Origin of the sequence: Peptoniphilus grossensis ph5, from assembly GCF_000311825.1 — a bacterium.
GTDB classification, from domain to species: Bacteria; Bacillota; Clostridia; order Tissierellales; family Peptoniphilaceae; genus Peptoniphilus_A; species Peptoniphilus_A hominis.
On sequence record NZ_HE978566.1, the window covers coordinates 716,009 to 732,084 of the forward strand.

Here is a 16,076-nt window from a genome sequence, read left to right on the forward strand (position 1 = left end):
ATCACTCAAATAATAAGCCTTCGTATTTGTCTAGGTGCTTCTGAATAATTTTATCCATGGTTTTTTCCATTTCTTTTTCCGATATAGTCATCATGAAGACTCCTTCCTTCCAGCCTATTGTTGCTCCGCCTGCTACTATCCTGTGCCCATATTCAACGTAGGGAGCATATTCTGTTGGGTTTAAAATCTCGATTTGATATCCTGTGCTGGTCTTTTTTGCTCTAGAAATATCCCAGGACAATCTTAGGTTCCCTGTATCGACTGGTGTCCTCTTTGTAATCTTTCTTAGAGTCCTTAGTGCTATATCCTCTATGGCTTCTTCCATGATTTTGTCTAGCATCTTTTCAAATTTTTTGAAGTTCTTCTTCAAATCCTCCAGCTCTCTCACATCGATTTTTATCATCCGATATCAACCTTCTTCAAAACATATTTTGTATGAGTTGTATGCATTGACGGTTGCTGCGACAATTGATACTTGTAGGTCTTCCCTATTGCTTTTCTAACTACAATGGTTGACCCCATTGGTATCTTTATGCCGGGTAGGGTTGTTAGTACATCTTCTCTTCCGTACTTAACATATCCCGTCTCTTTGTCCTCGCTTGAAACTGTTTTAAAGGCTAGTAAGCAGATTTGATTATCTATAATCTTTTCCGTCTTGGTCATCTGCCTTTTTGTTTCTGGGTCTTTGTACTCCACTTCTGCGTAGGCATCGAATGTATCTTCCATTAAGATTTTGAGAGCTTCTGTGTATATGTCTTCTACTCCTACCATTTCATGCACCTGTACCTGCTGCAAAAGATTTCTAGTTTGCTATCGAAGAGGTCATTCATCTTTTGCTTGTAGCCTTCCTTTTTTAAATCCTTCTTGTCTTGCTCGCCTGTATCTCCAAAGTCTACAGAAGTATTTTCTATTGTGACTGACTTTGGAGTCCTTCCTGCTGCTGGTGTCTTGGCATCGATTATATCTCCGACTTCCAAACTGTTTAGGATTGCCTTTATTGCCATTAAGTATTCTATGGCCATGTCAGCTTCTTCTGGAAAGTCTTCCCTATAACATGCCCACCTTAAAATGTCTAAAACCTCAACTTCCAGGAACTCTAAGACTTGGGAGTCGATTTCTTCTCCTCCCAAATATCTTATAATTCCGTTTATCCTATCGAGTCTTATCATTTTACTGTCGCTACGAATACTTGATTACAAGCTTCGAAGGATGGGATTGCTCTTGCAACTGATTTTGTGATTCTCGCTACTGGGTCTACTCTTCTGTAGATCACAGATGTAATAAAATCTTGGTTCCTTACTTCTAGGTTTGATACAGCTGGTAGTTCCACTTCTTCTGCAGTTAGTCCAAAGTTTGTATTGCCTAGTTTTGTTTCTGGCATTAGAATAACTGTGTTTGGTTTAATGAGTGGAATTACTGTTCCGTCCGCTAGTCTATATTTTTCGTTATAAACTGCGATTGTTGGCAAGTCTCTTTGAGTTAAAAAGTCGTTTAAGTTTGTTAGGCTTGGAACTATTGAAGCGTTCACTCCGTAGATTCCTTTTCTTACTGCTTCTGAGTTTAGAAGTAGTCTTGAAGTGGCTTTATCCATTAGCATTCTTGTTGGGTTGATTCCTGTATCGTTTACGATTGTGTCCACCCATTTATCAAGATTTTCTAGTGGGTTTGCTGCTGCTTCTGACCATCTTGAAGTAGTCTTTAGAGTTTCTTGGTGTGCTTCTGGCATGTGGTAGTCGATTACTCCCTTTACACCGTTTTCGTCTAGAGTTAGTTTTCCTGTTTGTAGGATTTCAAATCTCATCATGTTGATTCTCTTATAAACTGACTCGATTGTTAGGTCTACGTCGTTAAAAATCTTGTTTAGGACTTCTTGTTCTTCTGCAGTTGTTCTTGGGTTTTGAAGCTTAACAATTTCATCTTCTGTGATGTACTTTGAGTCTTTAATTAAAAGCATGTCTAAGATGTTTTTTGCTAGGCCTGGTCTTCCGGATAGTTTTGTATTAGTATCTGGAGAATAAACTTCTGCTGTGACTGGTTGTTGGTTGCCGCCTACGATGTATTCGATTTTTAAATCGTTTGTCTTAACATTTGGAAATAAAAGGTTTCCGACATTGTTTTCTTCTTGCTTTGTTCTTGCGTACTCTCTTAGGTCAAGGTTCCCCTCGCTCAAGTTTAAAATCGCATTAGTAAGTTCTTGTGGCATTTATTTTCCTCCTCTTATTTTACTAGTTTAATTTCTGGCATCTTGGCTTCTGCGTTGATTGCTTCTGGTAGTTTGTCTTCGTACACATAACCTTCGATTAGTAGTGGTGCTTCCATGTCTGATTCTGTTACGTCGATGTCGTATAAAATAATGCCCTTTGCTGTTGCATCATTTTTTGGATAAACTGTTCCTGCTTTTACGATGTTTCTTCCTGCTACTTCTTTTCCGCTGCCCTTCTTTAGAGTAACTGTCATAGCTACGTATGGGTCTGCGTATGCTAAAATATTTGTTTTTGCTTCAAATGATAAATTTTTGCTTAACATTTTTACCTCCTGTTATCCCCATGGATTAAAATCTTTTGTATCTGCTTCTCTTTCGATTACTGTGTCAAATAAACCCTTTGGCTTTTCTGGATTGTCTCCAGGGATTCTTGGGTTCCCGCCTTTGATTTTCGTTTCCTTGAAAAGAGATTTTAGTGTCTCGTCTTCCTTTAATGTATTGAGCTGCTCGTCGATTCCTATTAGCTTGTTGTCCTCGTACTTTATGCTTTCTCCGTCTAATAGCTTTCTGACTACGCTTATGTTGTTTACCTTCTGGCCATATAGATATTCTGTGATTGCATTATCTTTTCTTACAGCCTTTAGTTTTTCTTCAGCTGCTTCTCTATCTTTTTTGTTTTCTTCCTTCAGCTTATTGATTTCAGCTTCAAGCTCTTCTTTGTTGCCGCTATGTTTTTTTAACCCTTCGATTTGTTTGTCTCTCTTTTTGATGTCTTCGCTTAAACTATCTAGGTTGTCTTTTACTTCCTTGTATCTGTAATTAGGCACGTAGTCCTTGTTTACTTCTTCAAGTATCTTGTCGGCTTTCTCGTCTTCAATTCCAAGTCCCAGTAATCTTTCTTTAGTTAACATTTCTTCCTCCTATTTTCGCATAGTTGCTATTCAGCATTTTACAGTTGCTTAACTTCTTCAAGTTATTTTTCCCCGCCCCTTTGTGCAAAATATATAACTTGTCGCACTTCCCACTTTGACCATAAAAAATAATCGTGTGAATTTGCGTGTGTTTTTCGCACGATTTCCTAACGATTATTTACGATTAATTTTCTTTTTTTCTTCCAAACAAAAAGCACACCAACTCAAATGTTAGCGTGCCTTATTCCTTGTTTTATTCCTCTACTATTTCAAATAATTCTGGCGGATATAAATAATCTTCCTCTTCTTCGTCAATTATTCTATACCAACCTTTCTCTATGCTTAAGACTTCATATATCTTATTTTTTATCATGTAGACTGGGTCCGTTTCTCCTATATACTTAACTTTCATCTTCAAACCACCTTTTGACTTTCATTTTTACTCTTCCGGTTTGTTTTGACTCAAACCAGTGTAGTTCGCATCTTGCTGGTTTTCCTTTAAAATCTACAAAACCTTCCCCTCTGACTTTTTTCCAATCCTTCGGTTTATTTTTGTATTGTTTTGCTAGGTGGTTAGCTACCTTAACTTTTTTGTTTGAGTTCCCTCCTGCAAATACAACTATTTTTGTGATCTTTGTTCCTTGAGTTAGCTTAGTATAACCCCCGTTTGGTAACTTTACTGTATCTCTAAACCCTGCCGCACTTAAGCTTCTAGGTATTATTATTTCATCACTATTATACCCTCCAGCTGTGTTGGTATCAATTTCTTTTACAAATCTTTCATACCATTTTTTATAGGTCATATCCGGTACTGTTGTAGACTTACCTGTTCTTATATCTCTTGCTGCTCTTCTTTCTACAATCTCATCTTGGATGTCGTCATCAAAGTATGGTATTGTTGTCGACCTGCAGTATATGTGGAAGGGTGGAGCTGTTATTCCTACCTCGTAGTCCTTAACATTAAAAACTTTTCCGTCTAGTCCTCGGCATATTTCTGTGGTCCTTGTATCAAGTGTTGCCAAAATCTCATACTTTTCTACTCCCATTTGTTTGAACATTGACTTCCTGGAGCTTGCGTGTATGGCTGCCGATTCTGTTTGAACCAGTCTTTTTGCATTTGACTTGCTGACATCTAGTTCGTGTGAAATCTCGGCGGATATTTTATCTGGACCCCTTCCGGTTATAAGCCCTTGTCTTAGGTTGGTATCAAGGGTGCTTAGAAGTTTATCCTTCCTGGTCCATATTCTGTCCGAGAAGTTTTTCCCGTCGTTGGCCCATGAAGTGTTTAGCACTTCCTCTACGAAGCTTGGCGATAATTTGTTTATCTGCTCGTACCCCGTTATCCTTTGTAGTTCGTATAGGTCTTCGTAGTAGCTGCTGGTGTATTGGTTTGATAAATGTGCAAAAAGTTTCTTCTGCTCCTTATTTAGCAGTACAGCCACATTTGATTTTAGGGATAGCTGCATGGCCTGGAGCCTTGATATCCTTACTCTTCTTGAAGCTACATCGAGTTCCTTCTCCAGGTCCTGTGTTATAAAACCTTTTGAAGCATTTGTAAAATCTGATAGATTGTTTCTAAAACTTTTAACCTCTTTCTTGTTTAAAAGTTTCTTTGCTTCGCTCATGCTTACTTCGTCCATGCTGTTTAGTATGCCTAGAATATCCCTGTCTATGTTTTCTGCTGCCCCTTTATACATTCTAAAAATTTCAGCTACATATTTGTCGTTGCTATCAAAAACATTTTTTGTGGATTTGAGAAATCTATTCTTCCAGTACTCCGTCATAGTCCGACTCCTCTTTCATCTCTTTGGCTACTTGCTTTTCTTCTTCAGCTATGTCTTCAACCCATGGGTGGTTCCTCATGATAGTCCTGTTTGAGATTACTCCGATTGACCTTTGAGCGTTTTCTATTGTTGCTGTCTCGTTGATTAAAATGTTTCTGTCAAAATTAAACTTGACATCTTGGTGGTCGTAACCCTTGTAAAAATTATAAAAATATAAAAGTATATCTAGGCTGACCTTGTATTCTGTTTCCATCTCGTTGGCATCTAGGTCGATGTTGGTGTAAAGAGATTGAATGGTCATTTGGTTTACTGCCTTCTGGAATAGCTCGGAGTTTGTGTCTACTCCTCTTCCAACTTCTATAAGGGACCTTATAAGAATTCCTAGGACTGTCTCGTAGTTGGTTATGTCTATGTCTACGCTTAGTGTCGATACATCTGCGTTGCCTGTTTGTGGGTTAGAAGAAAAAGCTATAATTCCGCTGCGGTTTATTTCTCTTCTTATCCTCTTTAGGTCTTGTTCGTTATGGCCACCAATATTTTTTAGGACCAGGATTGTGTTCCTGGAGTCCTCGTCCATTGAGTCCATAAATCTTGAGAGGATTGAGTTGATAGCATCTTGCAAAGCCTTCACCCTATTTAGTAGTGGTTGTTCCTGCTCGTCCATCCTAAAATAAATTAGTGGAATTCTTCCCCAGTTGCCTATCTCGTCTCCTATCATAAAATAAGGCTCCTGCTCTCTTAGGACTAACTCTCCATTTACTTCCTCGTATCTATCTATCCCCCACATGTGGTAGTATTCCACTATTTCTGTTTCGTGGTCCTCGTAGTCTACTGTCTTGTAAAATCTAATGAAGCCCTGGAGCCATGTGTGGAGCTTGTCTTCCCAAATCGGTATAATTTCTAAAGGGTCAAACTTCATCAGTTTGAAGTTTCCTTCCTTGTCGATGTATGGGTAGATATACCCCATGTTTGCTAGGAGTGAGTCTTTTCCAACTGATTTTATGAGTTTGTGAAACTTAAAATCAAAAAGTTCTTGCTGCAGCTTTTCCTGGTAGCTTTTGTTCTCGCTGCTCACTCCAATTGGTCTAGTGAGTAAGTAGTTCTTTTTCTGGTCTACTAGGACTGCATATTGGTTTCTCATGATTTTATTATTTGGGAGGTTTTCTATAACTTCTCTCGTTCCTTTTACCTCTCCAATCCCTAATCTTTTCTTGTATAGGATTTCTTGTTTATTGTTGTAGTATTCGTAGCTGGTTACTATTTCTTCGTAGTCCTTGCTGCTCCTGTAATCATTTAAAATTTTATTTATTATCTTGGTCGATAGGTTATCCAAAGTATAGGCCTCCTTCGTTTATAATATTTTCCGCTACTCCCGTTGTTGCATCTTGAGCATCGTCGTGAAGGTTTTTCCCTTCCTTCTGGTACTCTTTCATGCTGATAAAATATTCGTTCCACCTGTTATACCAGTTTTCTGGGTAGTAGATGTGCTCCATTATCCAGGTAGCGTTGGATAGTATCCTTGCGTTCTTGTTGTTTGATTGGTGGAAGGTGTTTATAACTGTCCTAAAGTTGCCATATTCTTGGCAGTGACTTTCTACCTGTCTTGCAAAACCTCGGCCACCGTTATTGCCCTCTACGAGTGCTGTGTTTACTTGGTAATCTGTCAGCCTTCTTGCTACTTCTTTTTCCGTTATCTCCATGTGGTCCTTGGTGTAATAAACATCAAGTATATAAGCTTCTCGGTTTAAAACTCCGTATATAATGTTGCATAGGTAGTCTTCCCCGGTATCGGCTGTATCGCAGTAGCTCCTAATTTCCGTGAACTTGTATCTGCCAAACATATCAACTGGTATAGTGTCGTATGTTTTAAAGCCTTTGTATAAAGTTCCCTTGATGTCTATTGGTTCTTGCTGGTAGTTTGCATTTGCTATCTCCGGACTCATGGCCTTGGCCTTTATTTCAAAGGACTTTCGGTTCAGTATCTCGTCGCATAGCATGCTCCCATCTTCCTGGACCGCCTTATAATTTATGTGCTGGTAGGGTGTTTCATTCTCCTTGCAAAAGTTTATAAGTCTTCCGGCCAGGTCTTTGGTGGACCACCTTGTCATAACTACGATTATCTTCCAGTTGTTTCCTTCCAGCCTTGATAGGATTGTATCTGTGAACCAGGACCATTGCTTGTCTAGGGTTAGGGTGTTGTTTGCTTCCATCGAGTTTTTTATCAAGTCGTCTATTACCAGTATGTCGGCTCCAAATCCTGTAGAAGTTCCCCCTGGTGATGTTGCTAAGTAGTTGTTGTTCCCATCTTCTAGGGACCACTGGTTTATTGCTCCGTCTCCGTATTTGATTTTTGTGTTTGGGAATATGTCGGAGAATGTAACCGCTCTAGGGTTTTCTTCCGCTATGGAGTTCCTTATCTGCTTTGAGAAGTTTGTTGATAGTAGGTCGTTGTATGCTCCTATCATTATTTTTAGCTTGTTGTTGTTCCCAAGTATCCACTGTACAAAGTGGTTAATAGAGAAAGTCTTCCCGTGCCTAAGCTACGGAGGCATGTTGACTATAAACACTTGGTTCTTCGACTTCATAAAATCCTGCAAACTGTCACAAAGGTCTTTTAAGTATCTTCTATCGTCTTTATAAAAGTTTGGGTTTTTGAGTTGACAAAAATAATAAAAATCTTTTCTTGCCAGTGCTAGTTTTGCCTGCTTTATTATTTTATAGTCAATTGCCACTTAACCACCCCCTCCTGCTATGCATACTCCCAATATAAAGGGTTCCCGTTTTTGTCTCTTCCTGCTGCTTTTGAAATTATTTTACAGGCTATACTTAATTGACTTGCTGATGCTCCTACTTCTTTCGCTGCTTTTGAAATCGAACTATAAACTTTGTTATTATTCTTGCATCTAACTTTTATAGATGTTGCCTTGGCCATTGCCTTGATAGATTTTTCAATGCCTTTTTTTGACTTCAAATTATTTTTATATAGGTGCTCGCTTTGGTCTTTATAAGAAGCCCATTCTAGATTTGATAATTTGTTATTTTCTTTGTTTCCGTCTTTGTGATTTACGGTTGGCAAATTAAAAGTATTTTTTATAAATGCTTCTGCAACTACTCTATGAACTCTAACTGTTTCTTGTTTGCCTTCCTTGTATAAGTCGGTCATCAAATATCCTTGTGGGTCTTTTCTTAGTGATTTTGTCTTCCCTCTAATAAATTGTGGTTTTCCGTGGTTGTTTTGATACCTGTCCAGGCTTCTTATTTGTCCTTCTTCGCTTACTTCGTATAAACCTTCATAGCCTTTAATCGGATTCCAACTCATTTTTTACAATCCTTTCTTACTGGTCCTTTATCATCTTCCTTAGTTCTTCTGCTGTAAGTTCATCAAATGGATTTTTGCCATTTATGTCTAGTTCTCCCTCTAGTACCTGGTGCCTTCTGTCTCGCCACTCGTATGGCTTCCTGTTCTTGAGCCAGAATATCATTGCTGTGGTATCTGGTGGTATTTGCTTCTTTGTAACTTCTTTTTTTGTAGTGATTCTACCGTCCACTTCTTGGTAGTATACTTTCTCTTCCGTTACTTCCATTCCCATGGCTCTTTTCAGTAGTGAGTTCTCTACTTCAAAGTCTACGACTTCCTTCCCCTTCTTTAGGGCAGCCATTATAGTTGGGAACTTGTTTTTCCACTCTTTTAAAGTTGAGTATGCTATTCCCATATTCTTTGCTACCTGTTCTTCGGTTAGTCCGTCTCTTGCCCAGGCTTCTATCTTTGTCAGACCATCTTCTTCTAGCCACTCATGGAACTTGCCTTTTCTTCCTCCTTTTTTTGTCGTCATTTGATCATTCCTTTTTAAATAATAAAAAAAGAAGCGATGTTTTCGCTTCCTGATTCTTGTATAAACTAACTTGAATTTTTATAGATTTTTTAAGGGTGCCTATGGAGGTGTAAACTATTGTAGAAATCTTTTTAATGGTTATCCGTTAAGGGTTACATAATAAGGTAGGTTTGTTAATTGGCGATTTATATTCCTGGCTACCCTTATTAAATCTATTCCGTCTTTCAACTTGTACGCTTATTTATTTATTAGCTCCGCCTTTTTGCCTGTGAACTTTTCCCACCTGTGAATTATTACGTCTACGTATACTGGGTCTAGTTCTACAAGTCTTGCTTTTCTTCCTGTTTGTTCGGCGGCTATTAGTGTTGTTCCACTTCCTCCAAATAAATCTAAGACTATCTCACGCTTCTTGCTGGAGTTCTTTATTTGTTTTGCTATTAGTGGAACTGGTTTCATTGTTGGGTGTAGTGGATTTGTTGACGGTTTGGCTTCTCTTAGAATTGTTGTTCCGTCTTCCCTTAGTTTTAGTAAAAGTTCAGCGTAGTCTCTTAGCTCTTCCTTTGTCATCTTTGATAAGTTTGGCTCATCATCAAATGTGGTAGTGTTTGTAAAATCATTTATAAAGTAGTGAGCTGCTCCTGGCTTCCAACCATATAGGCACGGTTCGTGCTTCCAGTTGTAATCTTGTCGTCCTAGTACTAAACTTTTCTTAACCCATATTAGGTTTTGTCTTTCTTCCAGGTCATTATTCTTTAGTGCCTGTGAAAAATATAATCTATTTGTATCAGCGTGCCACACGTAGTATGATCCGCCTTCTTTTAAGCAATCCCTCATAACTTTGAAAGTGTCTTCCAAGAAATTCAAAAAGGACTCATTGCTCATGTTGTCGTTTTGTATTTTTCCTGCTGTACCTTCGTAGTTGACATTGTATGGTGGGTCGGTTACGACCAGATCAACTCCTCCTAAGTCTACTATTTGTTTGACTTGTTCTAGATTAGTGCTGTCTCCGCACATTAGCAGGTGGTCTCCCAGTCTATATATTTGGCCTTGTTTACTTTCTGGCTCTTTCTCTTTGATTTCATTTACTTCCATGTCTATGTCGAAGTTGTCGTCTTTGAAGTTGTCTTTGAAGTCTATTTCTTCAAATCCAAATTCTGACATATCAAAATCCTTTAGGCTTTCTAGCTCTAGTCCTAAAAGTTCAAAATCCCATTCTGCCAACTCGGATACTTTATTGTCTGCAAGTCTAAAAGCTTTTATTTGAGATTCGTCCAGGTCGTCTGCTACTATGCAGGGTACTTCTTCTAGTCCTAGCTTCTTGCTTGCTAAAATTCTAGTGTGACCTGCCACGATTTCGTTGTCTTTGTCTACGACGATTGGGACCTTAAATCCAAAGTTTTTTATAGAACTTGCTACCTTGTCTACTGCCTTGGTGTTGTCTCTCGGGTTATTTATGTATGGTATAAGTTCTTCAACCTTTTTATATACTATTTTTATTTTATCCAAGGTTTATCATCTCTTTATCCAGTATTCTCATCAGTCCTTTTCTTGCTCCTTCCAGGTCTCCGTTTATAGCTTGACCCCTTATGGTTTTAAAAGTATTTCTTTCTATGTGGTTCTTATGTTTTTTTAGTTTCTTCAAAAACTGATTCAAATTCATATTTTCTTTCATTGCTTCTTCCTCTCATAAAAATAGAGCCTGCACAGCGATACAGGCTCTTCTCAAAAGGAGCATTATAGACAATTTTTTGTCCGCTATCCGTAAGAAAAAAAGAAAGAAAAATCTTGGTAAATCTTCAAATTTACCTATTACTATAGTATCACAAAAATATTATTATTGACTATCTTTTACTATCATCTTCAAAGCGTTTTTGTGGTATTTATAAACCTGTGAAATGCTATAGTTTAACTCTTCCCCTATCTCTTCCCACTCCATTCCTTCGATGTATCTTCGCTCCAAAATGCAGGCTTCTATTCCACCTATCTTCTGTATTTCAATCTGTGCCCTGTTTACTTTTTCTAATAATTTTAATATGCGTATGCTTATGCAGTACTGTAGCTCGTCTATGTCCTCTACAATATTATCTTTATAAATCTTCCCGCCTGTGGCTCTTACTGCGTGAAAGTCGGTAGAAGATTTCACAGAATATTTTATACTTTGGTACCACTCCAGCTGTCTCAGCATGCTTTTTAAATTTAAAATGTCGGCCCTTATGTTCTCCAAATCTTTTTTTACCAAGCTGCACCTCTCGAAATCTTTACGACTTTATTTCGTATTCTGTATTTTTTACTAGCTCCTCTACCATTGCTCCAGTTGCTTTTGCTACTCCTAGTGCTACTCTAAGACTTATGTTTTTTGTTTGCTTCCCGTTTAAAATATTTCTTAGGGTGTTTACGTGTACTCCTGCTTCTCTTGCTACTTTTGTTTGTGGTTTCCCGCTCTTAATAATTAAATCTTTTAATCTTTTATTTAGTGGTGTCACTTAAATCACTTTCTTTCCCAAAAGTACCATTGACCATCTTCCCCTTGCGGTTAGAGATTTCCTTGTAGGCACTTTCTACGCAGTTCACAAAATCTAGTTCATATGCTGTTGCTGCTCCCATTAAGTTTGTAATCCCAATCTCTAGAATGTCTTTTCTATATCCGTGTTCTAAGCTTGAAGTTATTAATGATGCCATGCAAAAAATAAAAGCTTGTCTATTATCTTCGTCTTTCTGTTTGGGTAATTCTGGGAGTATTTCGTCAAACATCTTGCAACTGGTTATATTTAGTTTGTCAAAATCCAGCTCCCTGTCTAGCATATTTCCAACTACCAGGGTTACGTAGATATCCCCTATACTGTCTTTGATTATCTCCTTCTTGCCCTTGGATATTCCAATTATAAGCTCAGCGGCTTCTTCCGCTGTTTTTGTTAGCTGCCCTTCGACTGTTCCCTTTTTGTCCAGCTCTCTTTCGATTGCCCGTTGTTCGATTTTTTCTTTTAAGAGATTTAGTCTTAAAATTCTTGCTGCGATTGATATTCGTTTTAATCCATCCACTTTAGTTTCTCCTTTTTTATAAACTTCCATTAATCGTTCTAAGAAGTCCTTTGCTTTCACGAGGTCCTCTAATCCGTTCTTGTTGTTAAATCGTACCAGGTATTTGAGAGTATTAAAAAGATAGATACTCTCTTCCGTCTTTAGGTGGTTGTTGTCGACTATGTCGATTACTGTCTTAATGGTTTCTTTTCCGTTTATCGTATAGTGTTCTGGATTGTTCCTCATCTTTTTACCTCTCTATTAATTTGATTTATTATTTCTTGTATAATAATTTTTTTCACATCATCTTTTCTAAGTATTCTTTGAATTTCCATGTCTATATAATCATTCATTCTTTCTGCAACCCTTCCCTCAACTGCATCACAATCCCAAAGATTATAGTCTCGCCACATCTCTTTGAATTGGTCTATAATAAATTCTTTGATTTCGTCTTTCACGTCTTGCCAGTCTTCTTTTGGAATTCTTTCTCCGGGTGGTGTTTCTGCCAGTTTTATTGCTGCTTTTATAACTATAAGGTCTCCTGGATTACACCTTTCATTTTTTAAAAAAATAACATTCCTGTTAAATTTTCCGATTACTATATAATTTGTTGTGCTGTCTCCATATTCCTTTTCTATACGGTATAATGTTGCTTCACTTGTTGTAGTCCACCCGTTTTCTATTGCTATTTTTTCAATTTCCTTATATGTCATCCTTCTTGCTCCTCTATTATTTTTTCAATCCATATTTCTATGATTTTATCCTTCTTGAGGTATACGCTATAAGCTCCCTTTAGTGCATCTTCGCACTTAACATATTCATTGCTTGAATTATATTTTTCCCAGAATTCTTCTTCGTTCTTAACTAAGATTTCTTGGCGTGGTAGAGCACCATAACCTAGGGTATTATTTTCGTAGTATAAAATTGCTTTTATCATTTTCTTGCTCCTCTTTTATACGTCTATTGTTGCCATAAGTATTGAGCTGGAATTTACAACCACCTCTATTCCGTCTTCAAAAACTAACGATATATACTCGTTGTTCTCCAGCTCTATTTTTAAATCGTCTAGGCTTGATACAGGGTTATCTCCTATCCAGATTGTTCCTGTATAAGCTTCATCGTTGATTAGTATTATTTTAAATTTTGTAAGATACATCTTTACTTCCTTGAAACTATTTCTACTCCTGTCTCCTCTTTTATCGTCTTTAGAATGTCTTGCAAATCTAGGTATTTTTCGTCTATGCTCTCGTATAGTTCTTTGAATGCGGCAGCAAATTTTATTATTCTTTGCTGCCCAAATCCAAACTCATCCCTCAAGACCATTATTGGTACTGCCATGGAGAATTCCGTTGCTTTTTCTATGCTGTCCTTTCTTCCTTGCTCGTACCCCTGCCTTCTATAGTTTTCAATGTCGGCTAGTGTCACTTGGTATACTGGTGTATTTTCTTTCTTTTCTTTTTTCTTCCTGCTCATTCCTCTAACCTTTCTTTTAAGATTTCTATTGTTGGAACTGTTGTGATTTTAATTGGATCTTCAAGATCGTCAGATAGATCTATCTTCACGTCAATAAACCTGGTAAGTTCTCTATCAAGTTTAAACTCAAACTTACCGCTTGCAGATACTAATACATCAACATCTGTCATAGTCAGTAAGTTATCAATGCAGGGATAAGATGAGTTAATGCTAATTACATTTGCTCCCAGGTCTATAAGCTCTTTTGCCAATGGTCGCCCTAGCACATCAGATTGATTTAAAATAGCCACAGTTTTGCCTTTTAGGTCGTTACCTTTCTCGCTCCAAATAGTTTCTAAGATGGCTTCAGCAGTAATTGTCAATTTCCCACTAGCTGCACCTTCTACATCATGGTCTGGATTGTATTTCAAAAACTCCATTAAAGTCCTATAATCGTCATCTTCCATAGGCTTTAAAACTAGCATTTTACTTACAGTACAATCTGGCAGCTCTCCAATGTCAGCAACTATTGCACATGGTATTTGCCTTTTAATAGCCTTTATATATTTGTCTCGCCCTAAATCAGCCTTTCCTTTATCGTAAATTACAATTAATTTTTTCATCAGCATAAATCCTCTAAAAGTATATAGACTTTATCTATTCCATCTTCCACAGTTCCAATCTCAAGAATGATCTCATCATCACCCTTGTAGGTACTGCATAAAACTTCGTCATCTTCCTCATAATCTTTTAATTTTCCAATTAATTCTTTTACAGTCATTTTAGCTCCTTAAAATGGTATATCATTATTGTCTATTGGGAAAAAACCAGCATCTTCTAAACTCTCATCTTCGTCGCTCCAACCATTGTTGCCTTGGTTGTAGTTATTATTTGGTCGGTAGTTGTTGTTTGATTGGTTGTTGCTGCTGCCAATAAATGTTATGTTATCCACGACTACATCTGTGGTGTATATCCTTTGTCCGTCTTTTTCATAGGATCCTGTTTGAATTCTTCCTTCGATGCCTATTTGGCTGCCCTTATTAAAATAATTTGCTATCAGTTCCGCTGTCTTCCCCCAGGAAATGCAACTTATAAAATCTGCAGTTGGCTGCCCTGCTGCTTCTGCTTCTTGTCTCTTATCCTTGCTGTAATTTCTATTGACCGCTACTGTCAATCTCATTACTGCTTTTCCGCTTTGTGTGTACCTTAGTTCCGGTTCTTTAGTTAGCCTTCCGATAATATTTACGCTGTTCATTCTTCCCCCTCAACTATTCCTCTATATTCGTATGTTGTTAAATATCTAGTATCACTTTTCCTTTTTTCTTCTATAAATTTTTCTGCTTCTTCTTTACTATCAAAATAAAATCTATGTTCAGGGTATGTGTCAAAATACTTAATTACTACATGTTTTTTCATCGCATAACCTCAATTTCAATATCTTTTTTCTTCGGGAATTTTTCCAACTTTTGACCTACAATTACAACAGTAGTAGTACACGCTTTTAAGTTTGTAACCAGCACCGTCATAAGCATCTGAATTACGATCAGTAAGTTCTCCATCGGCATCTACACATAATTCAGCGACCCCAGAAAACTTTTCAATAATAAAGAAATCTCCCTCATTTCCGCATTTTTTGCATTTTAATTTCATTATTAACCCCCTTAAATAATTGGTATATTTCCCTTATATAATCCGTGCTTCTTTAATTTTTTAAGCGTGGCTATCTGCTTTTTATTAATGGTTTTATAAACGATAAAGTATTCATCATTAGTCCCCCATACTGAAATACTTCCTGTTATTCCTAACAGCCAAGTTAGATAATCGCAATAGTATTCTCTAGGGCACATGTCTTCAATTTCTTGCTTGGTCTTGTTTAGTTTCTTACAAGCTATCTCTAATGCCTTTTCTTGATGAGAGGGTACTGCATATTCAACTGTTCCCTCTTCTAAAATCAAAACTTCCAAATAGTTTATATATGTCTCTTTGTGTTTTTTAATATCAAATGGAGAATACACACTGTATTCTTCTAGTGTTTTATTGTTCATTGTTCCACCTCAAAAAGTTTTTCAAATTCTTCAATGTTATCTTCGTCATAAATTTCATGACCTACATAAAAACTCCATCCATAGTCTTTTATAAGTCGCAAGCAAATCTCTTTCTCTGACAATTCCTCACCATTATCTAAACTCTTGGCTCTAATTGCTCTTATACTTGTAAAGTCATCTACCTCTAGGCTGTATTGATACGCATAAGGACCATCATAATTAGCTTGTGCTTTTGCTTTACCTCTTGATTCAGCCCATACAAGACTACAATAATTTTCTGGGCTTTCGTCTGAACTTAATATCCACGCTCTCATTCTTCAACCTCAAAAAGTTTTTCATAAGTTTTTTCAAAAATATCTGGCTTGCAAGGATAGAACTCTCCATTGACTCCTTTAATAATAAAGTCGCCTTCTGTCACTTTCACGAAACCTTCTAAAGTGTCGACATAATACTCATTATCGAATGGGCTATACCTAAGTTTGTTACAAAAATCTAACGCTCTAGCTATATGTTCTTTTTCGTATTTTATTGCTTCAATTTCCACAGGCTTTTTTCTGTACTTCATTTCTTCCATCTCCGCTTTTGTATCTAGACTGTTTTCCTCGATTCTATTAAAGACTTCAAAGTAATCTTCTGAGTCGTCCATATTTGAGAATTTCATTCTTAGCTTATTTATTTTTTCTATATAATTTTTCGTGTTTCCAAAGTTATCTCCATTCTTTGAAATAATTTTATAAGCCTTTTTTAGCCTTATTTCTTCGTCTGCCAAAAGCCCATGAAGTAAATTTAATTCAAAATCACTAAATGCTATTGTCTTCACTCTTCCACCT

Annotated in this window: 29 protein-coding genes; all 29 read right to left on the minus strand. The window is 37.1% G+C overall.

Annotation, left to right across the window (positions count from 1 at the left end; all coding sequences use genetic code 11):
• Nucleotide 1: 1 nt before the first annotated feature.
• Entirely contained in the window at nt 2-403 is a 402-nt protein-coding gene (locus tag HGPG_RS03325) for an HK97 gp10 family phage protein (protein WP_019124640.1), read from the minus strand.
• The gene (locus HGPG_RS03330; protein ID WP_019124641.1) at nt 400-771 is read right to left on the minus strand and encodes a hypothetical protein; all 372 of its coding nucleotides are present in this window, start codon (nt 769-771) and stop codon (nt 400-402) included. Before HGPG_RS03330 ends, HGPG_RS03325 begins: the two co-directional genes overlap by 4 nt.
• A complete protein-coding gene (locus HGPG_RS03335) occupies nt 765-1,169 on the minus strand; it encodes a hypothetical protein (RefSeq protein WP_019124642.1) in 405 nt (134 codons plus the stop codon). Before HGPG_RS03335 ends, HGPG_RS03330 begins: the two co-directional genes overlap by 7 nt.
• Nucleotides 1,166-2,203, minus strand: coding sequence for a major capsid protein (locus HGPG_RS03340; protein ID WP_019124643.1), 1,038 nt, complete (start codon nt 2,201-2,203; stop codon nt 1,166-1,168). Before HGPG_RS03340 ends, HGPG_RS03335 begins: the two co-directional genes overlap by 4 nt.
• Nucleotides 2,204-2,217: 14 nt before the next feature.
• Entirely contained in the window at nt 2,218-2,526 is a 309-nt protein-coding gene (locus HGPG_RS03345) for a hypothetical protein (RefSeq protein ID WP_019124644.1), read from the minus strand.
• Between the two features lie 12 nt (nt 2,527-2,538).
• Entirely contained in the window at nt 2,539-3,114 is a 576-nt protein-coding gene (locus HGPG_RS03350) for a phage scaffolding protein (RefSeq protein ID WP_019124645.1), read from the minus strand.
• A gap of 253 nt (nt 3,115-3,367) precedes the next feature.
• On the minus strand, nt 3,368-3,526 hold the full coding sequence (locus tag HGPG_RS10335) for a hypothetical protein (RefSeq protein WP_019124646.1): 159 nt from the start codon (nt 3,524-3,526) through the stop codon (nt 3,368-3,370).
• Nucleotides 3,516-4,898, minus strand: coding sequence for a minor capsid protein (locus HGPG_RS03355; protein WP_019124647.1), 1,383 nt, complete (start codon nt 4,896-4,898; stop codon nt 3,516-3,518). The genes HGPG_RS10335 and HGPG_RS03355 overlap by 11 nt, the downstream gene beginning before the upstream one ends.
• Nucleotides 4,876-6,231: a phage portal protein gene (locus HGPG_RS03360; protein WP_019124648.1), complete on the minus strand. Its 1,356-nt coding sequence runs from the start codon at nt 6,229-6,231 to the stop codon at nt 4,876-4,878. The genes HGPG_RS03355 and HGPG_RS03360 overlap by 23 nt, the downstream gene beginning before the upstream one ends.
• Nucleotides 6,224-7,363 carry a phage terminase large subunit gene (gene terL / locus HGPG_RS03365; protein WP_218915206.1) on the minus strand — a complete coding sequence of 380 codons (1,140 nt, stop codon included), beginning with the start codon at nt 7,361-7,363 and terminating at the stop codon, nt 6,224-6,226. Before terL ends, HGPG_RS03360 begins: the two co-directional genes overlap by 8 nt.
• A 284-nt stretch (nt 7,364-7,647) precedes the next feature.
• Nucleotides 7,648-8,217: an NUMOD4 domain-containing protein gene (locus HGPG_RS09940; protein WP_019124649.1), complete on the minus strand. Its 570-nt coding sequence runs from the start codon at nt 8,215-8,217 to the stop codon at nt 7,648-7,650.
• 16 nt (nt 8,218-8,233) lie between these two features.
• A complete protein-coding gene (locus HGPG_RS03375) occupies nt 8,234-8,731 on the minus strand; it encodes a transposase (RefSeq protein WP_019124650.1) in 498 nt (165 codons plus the stop codon).
• A gap of 237 nt (nt 8,732-8,968) precedes the next feature.
• The gene (locus HGPG_RS03380; RefSeq protein WP_019124651.1) at nt 8,969-10,237 is read right to left on the minus strand and encodes a DNA modification methylase; all 1,269 of its coding nucleotides are present in this window, start codon (nt 10,235-10,237) and stop codon (nt 8,969-8,971) included.
• Nucleotides 10,230-10,403, minus strand: coding sequence for a hypothetical protein (locus HGPG_RS10340; protein WP_019124652.1), 174 nt, complete (start codon nt 10,401-10,403; stop codon nt 10,230-10,232). Before HGPG_RS10340 ends, HGPG_RS03380 begins: the two co-directional genes overlap by 8 nt.
• Before the next feature lie 162 nt (nt 10,404-10,565).
• Nucleotides 10,566-10,970, minus strand: a complete 405-nt coding sequence (locus HGPG_RS03385; protein WP_019124653.1) for a sigma-70 RNA polymerase sigma factor region 4 domain-containing protein — start codon at nt 10,968-10,970, stop codon at nt 10,566-10,568.
• A gap of 19 nt (nt 10,971-10,989) precedes the next feature.
• A complete protein-coding gene (locus HGPG_RS03390) occupies nt 10,990-11,214 on the minus strand; it encodes a helix-turn-helix domain-containing protein (RefSeq protein WP_019124654.1) in 225 nt (74 codons plus the stop codon).
• A complete protein-coding gene (locus HGPG_RS03395; protein WP_019124655.1) occupies nt 11,198-11,995 on the minus strand; it encodes a DUF3310 domain-containing protein in 798 nt (265 codons plus the stop codon). The genes HGPG_RS03390 and HGPG_RS03395 overlap by 17 nt, the downstream gene beginning before the upstream one ends.
• Nucleotides 11,992-12,462, minus strand: a complete 471-nt coding sequence (locus HGPG_RS03400; RefSeq protein ID WP_019124656.1) for a hypothetical protein — start codon at nt 12,460-12,462, stop codon at nt 11,992-11,994. Before HGPG_RS03400 ends, HGPG_RS03395 begins: the two co-directional genes overlap by 4 nt.
• Nucleotides 12,459-12,686: a hypothetical protein gene (locus HGPG_RS03405; RefSeq protein ID WP_019124657.1), complete on the minus strand. Its 228-nt coding sequence runs from the start codon at nt 12,684-12,686 to the stop codon at nt 12,459-12,461. Before HGPG_RS03405 ends, HGPG_RS03400 begins: the two co-directional genes overlap by 4 nt.
• Nucleotides 12,687-12,701: 15 nt before the next feature.
• On the minus strand, nt 12,702-12,905 hold the full coding sequence (locus HGPG_RS03410; RefSeq protein ID WP_019124658.1) for a hypothetical protein: 204 nt from the start codon (nt 12,903-12,905) through the stop codon (nt 12,702-12,704).
• Nucleotides 12,906-12,907: 2 nt separating this feature from the next.
• Nucleotides 12,908-13,222, minus strand: coding sequence for a hypothetical protein (locus HGPG_RS03415; RefSeq protein ID WP_019124659.1), 315 nt, complete (start codon nt 13,220-13,222; stop codon nt 12,908-12,910).
• Nucleotides 13,219-13,824: a Rossmann-fold NAD(P)-binding domain-containing protein gene (locus HGPG_RS03420; RefSeq protein WP_019124660.1), complete on the minus strand. Its 606-nt coding sequence runs from the start codon at nt 13,822-13,824 to the stop codon at nt 13,219-13,221. Before HGPG_RS03420 ends, HGPG_RS03415 begins: the two co-directional genes overlap by 4 nt.
• Nucleotides 13,824-13,982, minus strand: coding sequence for a hypothetical protein (locus HGPG_RS10215; protein ID WP_019124661.1), 159 nt, complete (start codon nt 13,980-13,982; stop codon nt 13,824-13,826). Before HGPG_RS10215 ends, HGPG_RS03420 begins: the two co-directional genes overlap by 1 nt.
• A gap of 9 nt (nt 13,983-13,991) precedes the next feature.
• Entirely contained in the window at nt 13,992-14,456 is a 465-nt protein-coding gene (locus tag HGPG_RS03425) for a single-stranded DNA-binding protein (RefSeq protein WP_019124662.1), read from the minus strand.
• A complete protein-coding gene (locus tag HGPG_RS10220) occupies nt 14,453-14,617 on the minus strand; it encodes a hypothetical protein (RefSeq protein WP_019124663.1) in 165 nt (54 codons plus the stop codon). The genes HGPG_RS03425 and HGPG_RS10220 overlap by 4 nt, the downstream gene beginning before the upstream one ends.
• Before the next feature lie 15 nt (nt 14,618-14,632).
• Nucleotides 14,633-14,851, minus strand: a complete 219-nt coding sequence (locus tag HGPG_RS03430; RefSeq protein WP_019124664.1) for a hypothetical protein — start codon at nt 14,849-14,851, stop codon at nt 14,633-14,635.
• An 11-nt stretch (nt 14,852-14,862) separates the two neighbouring features.
• Nucleotides 14,863-15,246, minus strand: coding sequence for a hypothetical protein (locus HGPG_RS03435; RefSeq protein WP_019124665.1), 384 nt, complete (start codon nt 15,244-15,246; stop codon nt 14,863-14,865).
• The gene (locus HGPG_RS03440) at nt 15,243-15,560 is read right to left on the minus strand and encodes a hypothetical protein (RefSeq protein WP_019124666.1); all 318 of its coding nucleotides are present in this window, start codon (nt 15,558-15,560) and stop codon (nt 15,243-15,245) included. Before HGPG_RS03440 ends, HGPG_RS03435 begins: the two co-directional genes overlap by 4 nt.
• On the minus strand, nt 15,557-16,066 hold the full coding sequence (locus tag HGPG_RS10465; RefSeq protein ID WP_019124667.1) for a hypothetical protein: 510 nt from the start codon (nt 16,064-16,066) through the stop codon (nt 15,557-15,559). Before HGPG_RS10465 ends, HGPG_RS03440 begins: the two co-directional genes overlap by 4 nt.
• Nucleotides 16,067-16,076 lie beyond the last annotated feature (10 nt).

What these genes read in the sequence shown, in the direction of transcription:
- HGPG_RS03425 (WP_019124662.1), bottom strand. Translation starts at nt 14,456, where the DNA reads ATGAACAGCGTAAATATTATCGGAAGGCTAACTAAAGAACCGGAACTA.
- HGPG_RS03345 (WP_019124644.1), bottom strand. Translation starts at nt 2,526, where the DNA reads ATGTTAAGCAAAAATTTATCATTTGAAGCAAAAACAAATATTTTAGCA.
- HGPG_RS03415 (WP_019124659.1), bottom strand. Translation starts at nt 13,222, where the DNA reads ATGAGCAGGAAGAAAAAAGAAAAGAAAGAAAATACACCAGTATACCAA.
- HGPG_RS03410 (WP_019124658.1), bottom strand. Translation starts at nt 12,905, where the DNA reads ATGTATCTTACAAAATTTAAAATAATACTAATCAACGATGAAGCTTAT.
- terL (WP_218915206.1), bottom strand. Translation starts at nt 7,363, where the DNA reads ATGATAGGAGCATACAACGACCTACTATCAACAAACTTCTCAAAGCAG.
- HGPG_RS03400 (WP_019124656.1), bottom strand. Translation starts at nt 12,462, where the DNA reads ATGACATATAAGGAAATTGAAAAAATAGCAATAGAAAACGGGTGGACT.
- HGPG_RS03350 (WP_019124645.1), bottom strand. Translation starts at nt 3,114, where the DNA reads ATGTTAACTAAAGAAAGATTACTGGGACTTGGAATTGAAGACGAGAAA.
- HGPG_RS03395 (WP_019124655.1), bottom strand. Translation starts at nt 11,995, where the DNA reads ATGAGGAACAATCCAGAACACTATACGATAAACGGAAAAGAAACCATT.
- HGPG_RS03435 (WP_019124665.1), bottom strand. Translation starts at nt 15,246, where the DNA reads ATGAACAATAAAACACTAGAAGAATACAGTGTGTATTCTCCATTTGAT.
- HGPG_RS03340 (WP_019124643.1), bottom strand. Translation starts at nt 2,203, where the DNA reads ATGCCACAAGAACTTACTAATGCGATTTTAAACTTGAGCGAGGGGAAC.
- HGPG_RS03355 (WP_019124647.1), bottom strand. Translation starts at nt 4,898, where the DNA reads ATGACGGAGTACTGGAAGAATAGATTTCTCAAATCCACAAAAAATGTT.
- HGPG_RS03420 (WP_019124660.1), bottom strand. Translation starts at nt 13,824, where the DNA reads ATGAAAAAATTAATTGTAATTTACGATAAAGGAAAGGCTGATTTAGGG.
- HGPG_RS10340 (WP_019124652.1), bottom strand. Translation starts at nt 10,403, where the DNA reads ATGAAAGAAAATATGAATTTGAATCAGTTTTTGAAGAAACTAAAAAAA.
- HGPG_RS03335 (WP_019124642.1), bottom strand. Translation starts at nt 1,169, where the DNA reads ATGATAAGACTCGATAGGATAAACGGAATTATAAGATATTTGGGAGGA.
- HGPG_RS03330 (WP_019124641.1), bottom strand. Translation starts at nt 771, where the DNA reads ATGGTAGGAGTAGAAGACATATACACAGAAGCTCTCAAAATCTTAATG.
- HGPG_RS03440 (WP_019124666.1), bottom strand. Translation starts at nt 15,560, where the DNA reads ATGAGAGCGTGGATATTAAGTTCAGACGAAAGCCCAGAAAATTATTGT.
- HGPG_RS03375 (WP_019124650.1), bottom strand. Translation starts at nt 8,731, where the DNA reads ATGACGACAAAAAAAGGAGGAAGAAAAGGCAAGTTCCATGAGTGGCTA.
- HGPG_RS10220 (WP_019124663.1), bottom strand. Translation starts at nt 14,617, where the DNA reads ATGAAAAAACATGTAGTAATTAAGTATTTTGACACATACCCTGAACAT.
- HGPG_RS03405 (WP_019124657.1), bottom strand. Translation starts at nt 12,686, where the DNA reads ATGATAAAAGCAATTTTATACTACGAAAATAATACCCTAGGTTATGGT.
- HGPG_RS03430 (WP_019124664.1), bottom strand. Translation starts at nt 14,851, where the DNA reads ATGAAATTAAAATGCAAAAAATGCGGAAATGAGGGAGATTTCTTTATT.
- HGPG_RS03325 (WP_019124640.1), bottom strand. Translation starts at nt 403, where the DNA reads ATGATAAAAATCGATGTGAGAGAGCTGGAGGATTTGAAGAAGAACTTC.
- HGPG_RS09940 (WP_019124649.1), bottom strand. Translation starts at nt 8,217, where the DNA reads ATGAGTTGGAATCCGATTAAAGGCTATGAAGGTTTATACGAAGTAAGC.
- HGPG_RS10335 (WP_019124646.1), bottom strand. Translation starts at nt 3,526, where the DNA reads ATGAAAGTTAAGTATATAGGAGAAACGGACCCAGTCTACATGATAAAA.
- HGPG_RS10215 (WP_019124661.1), bottom strand. Translation starts at nt 13,982, where the DNA reads ATGACTGTAAAAGAATTAATTGGAAAATTAAAAGATTATGAGGAAGAT.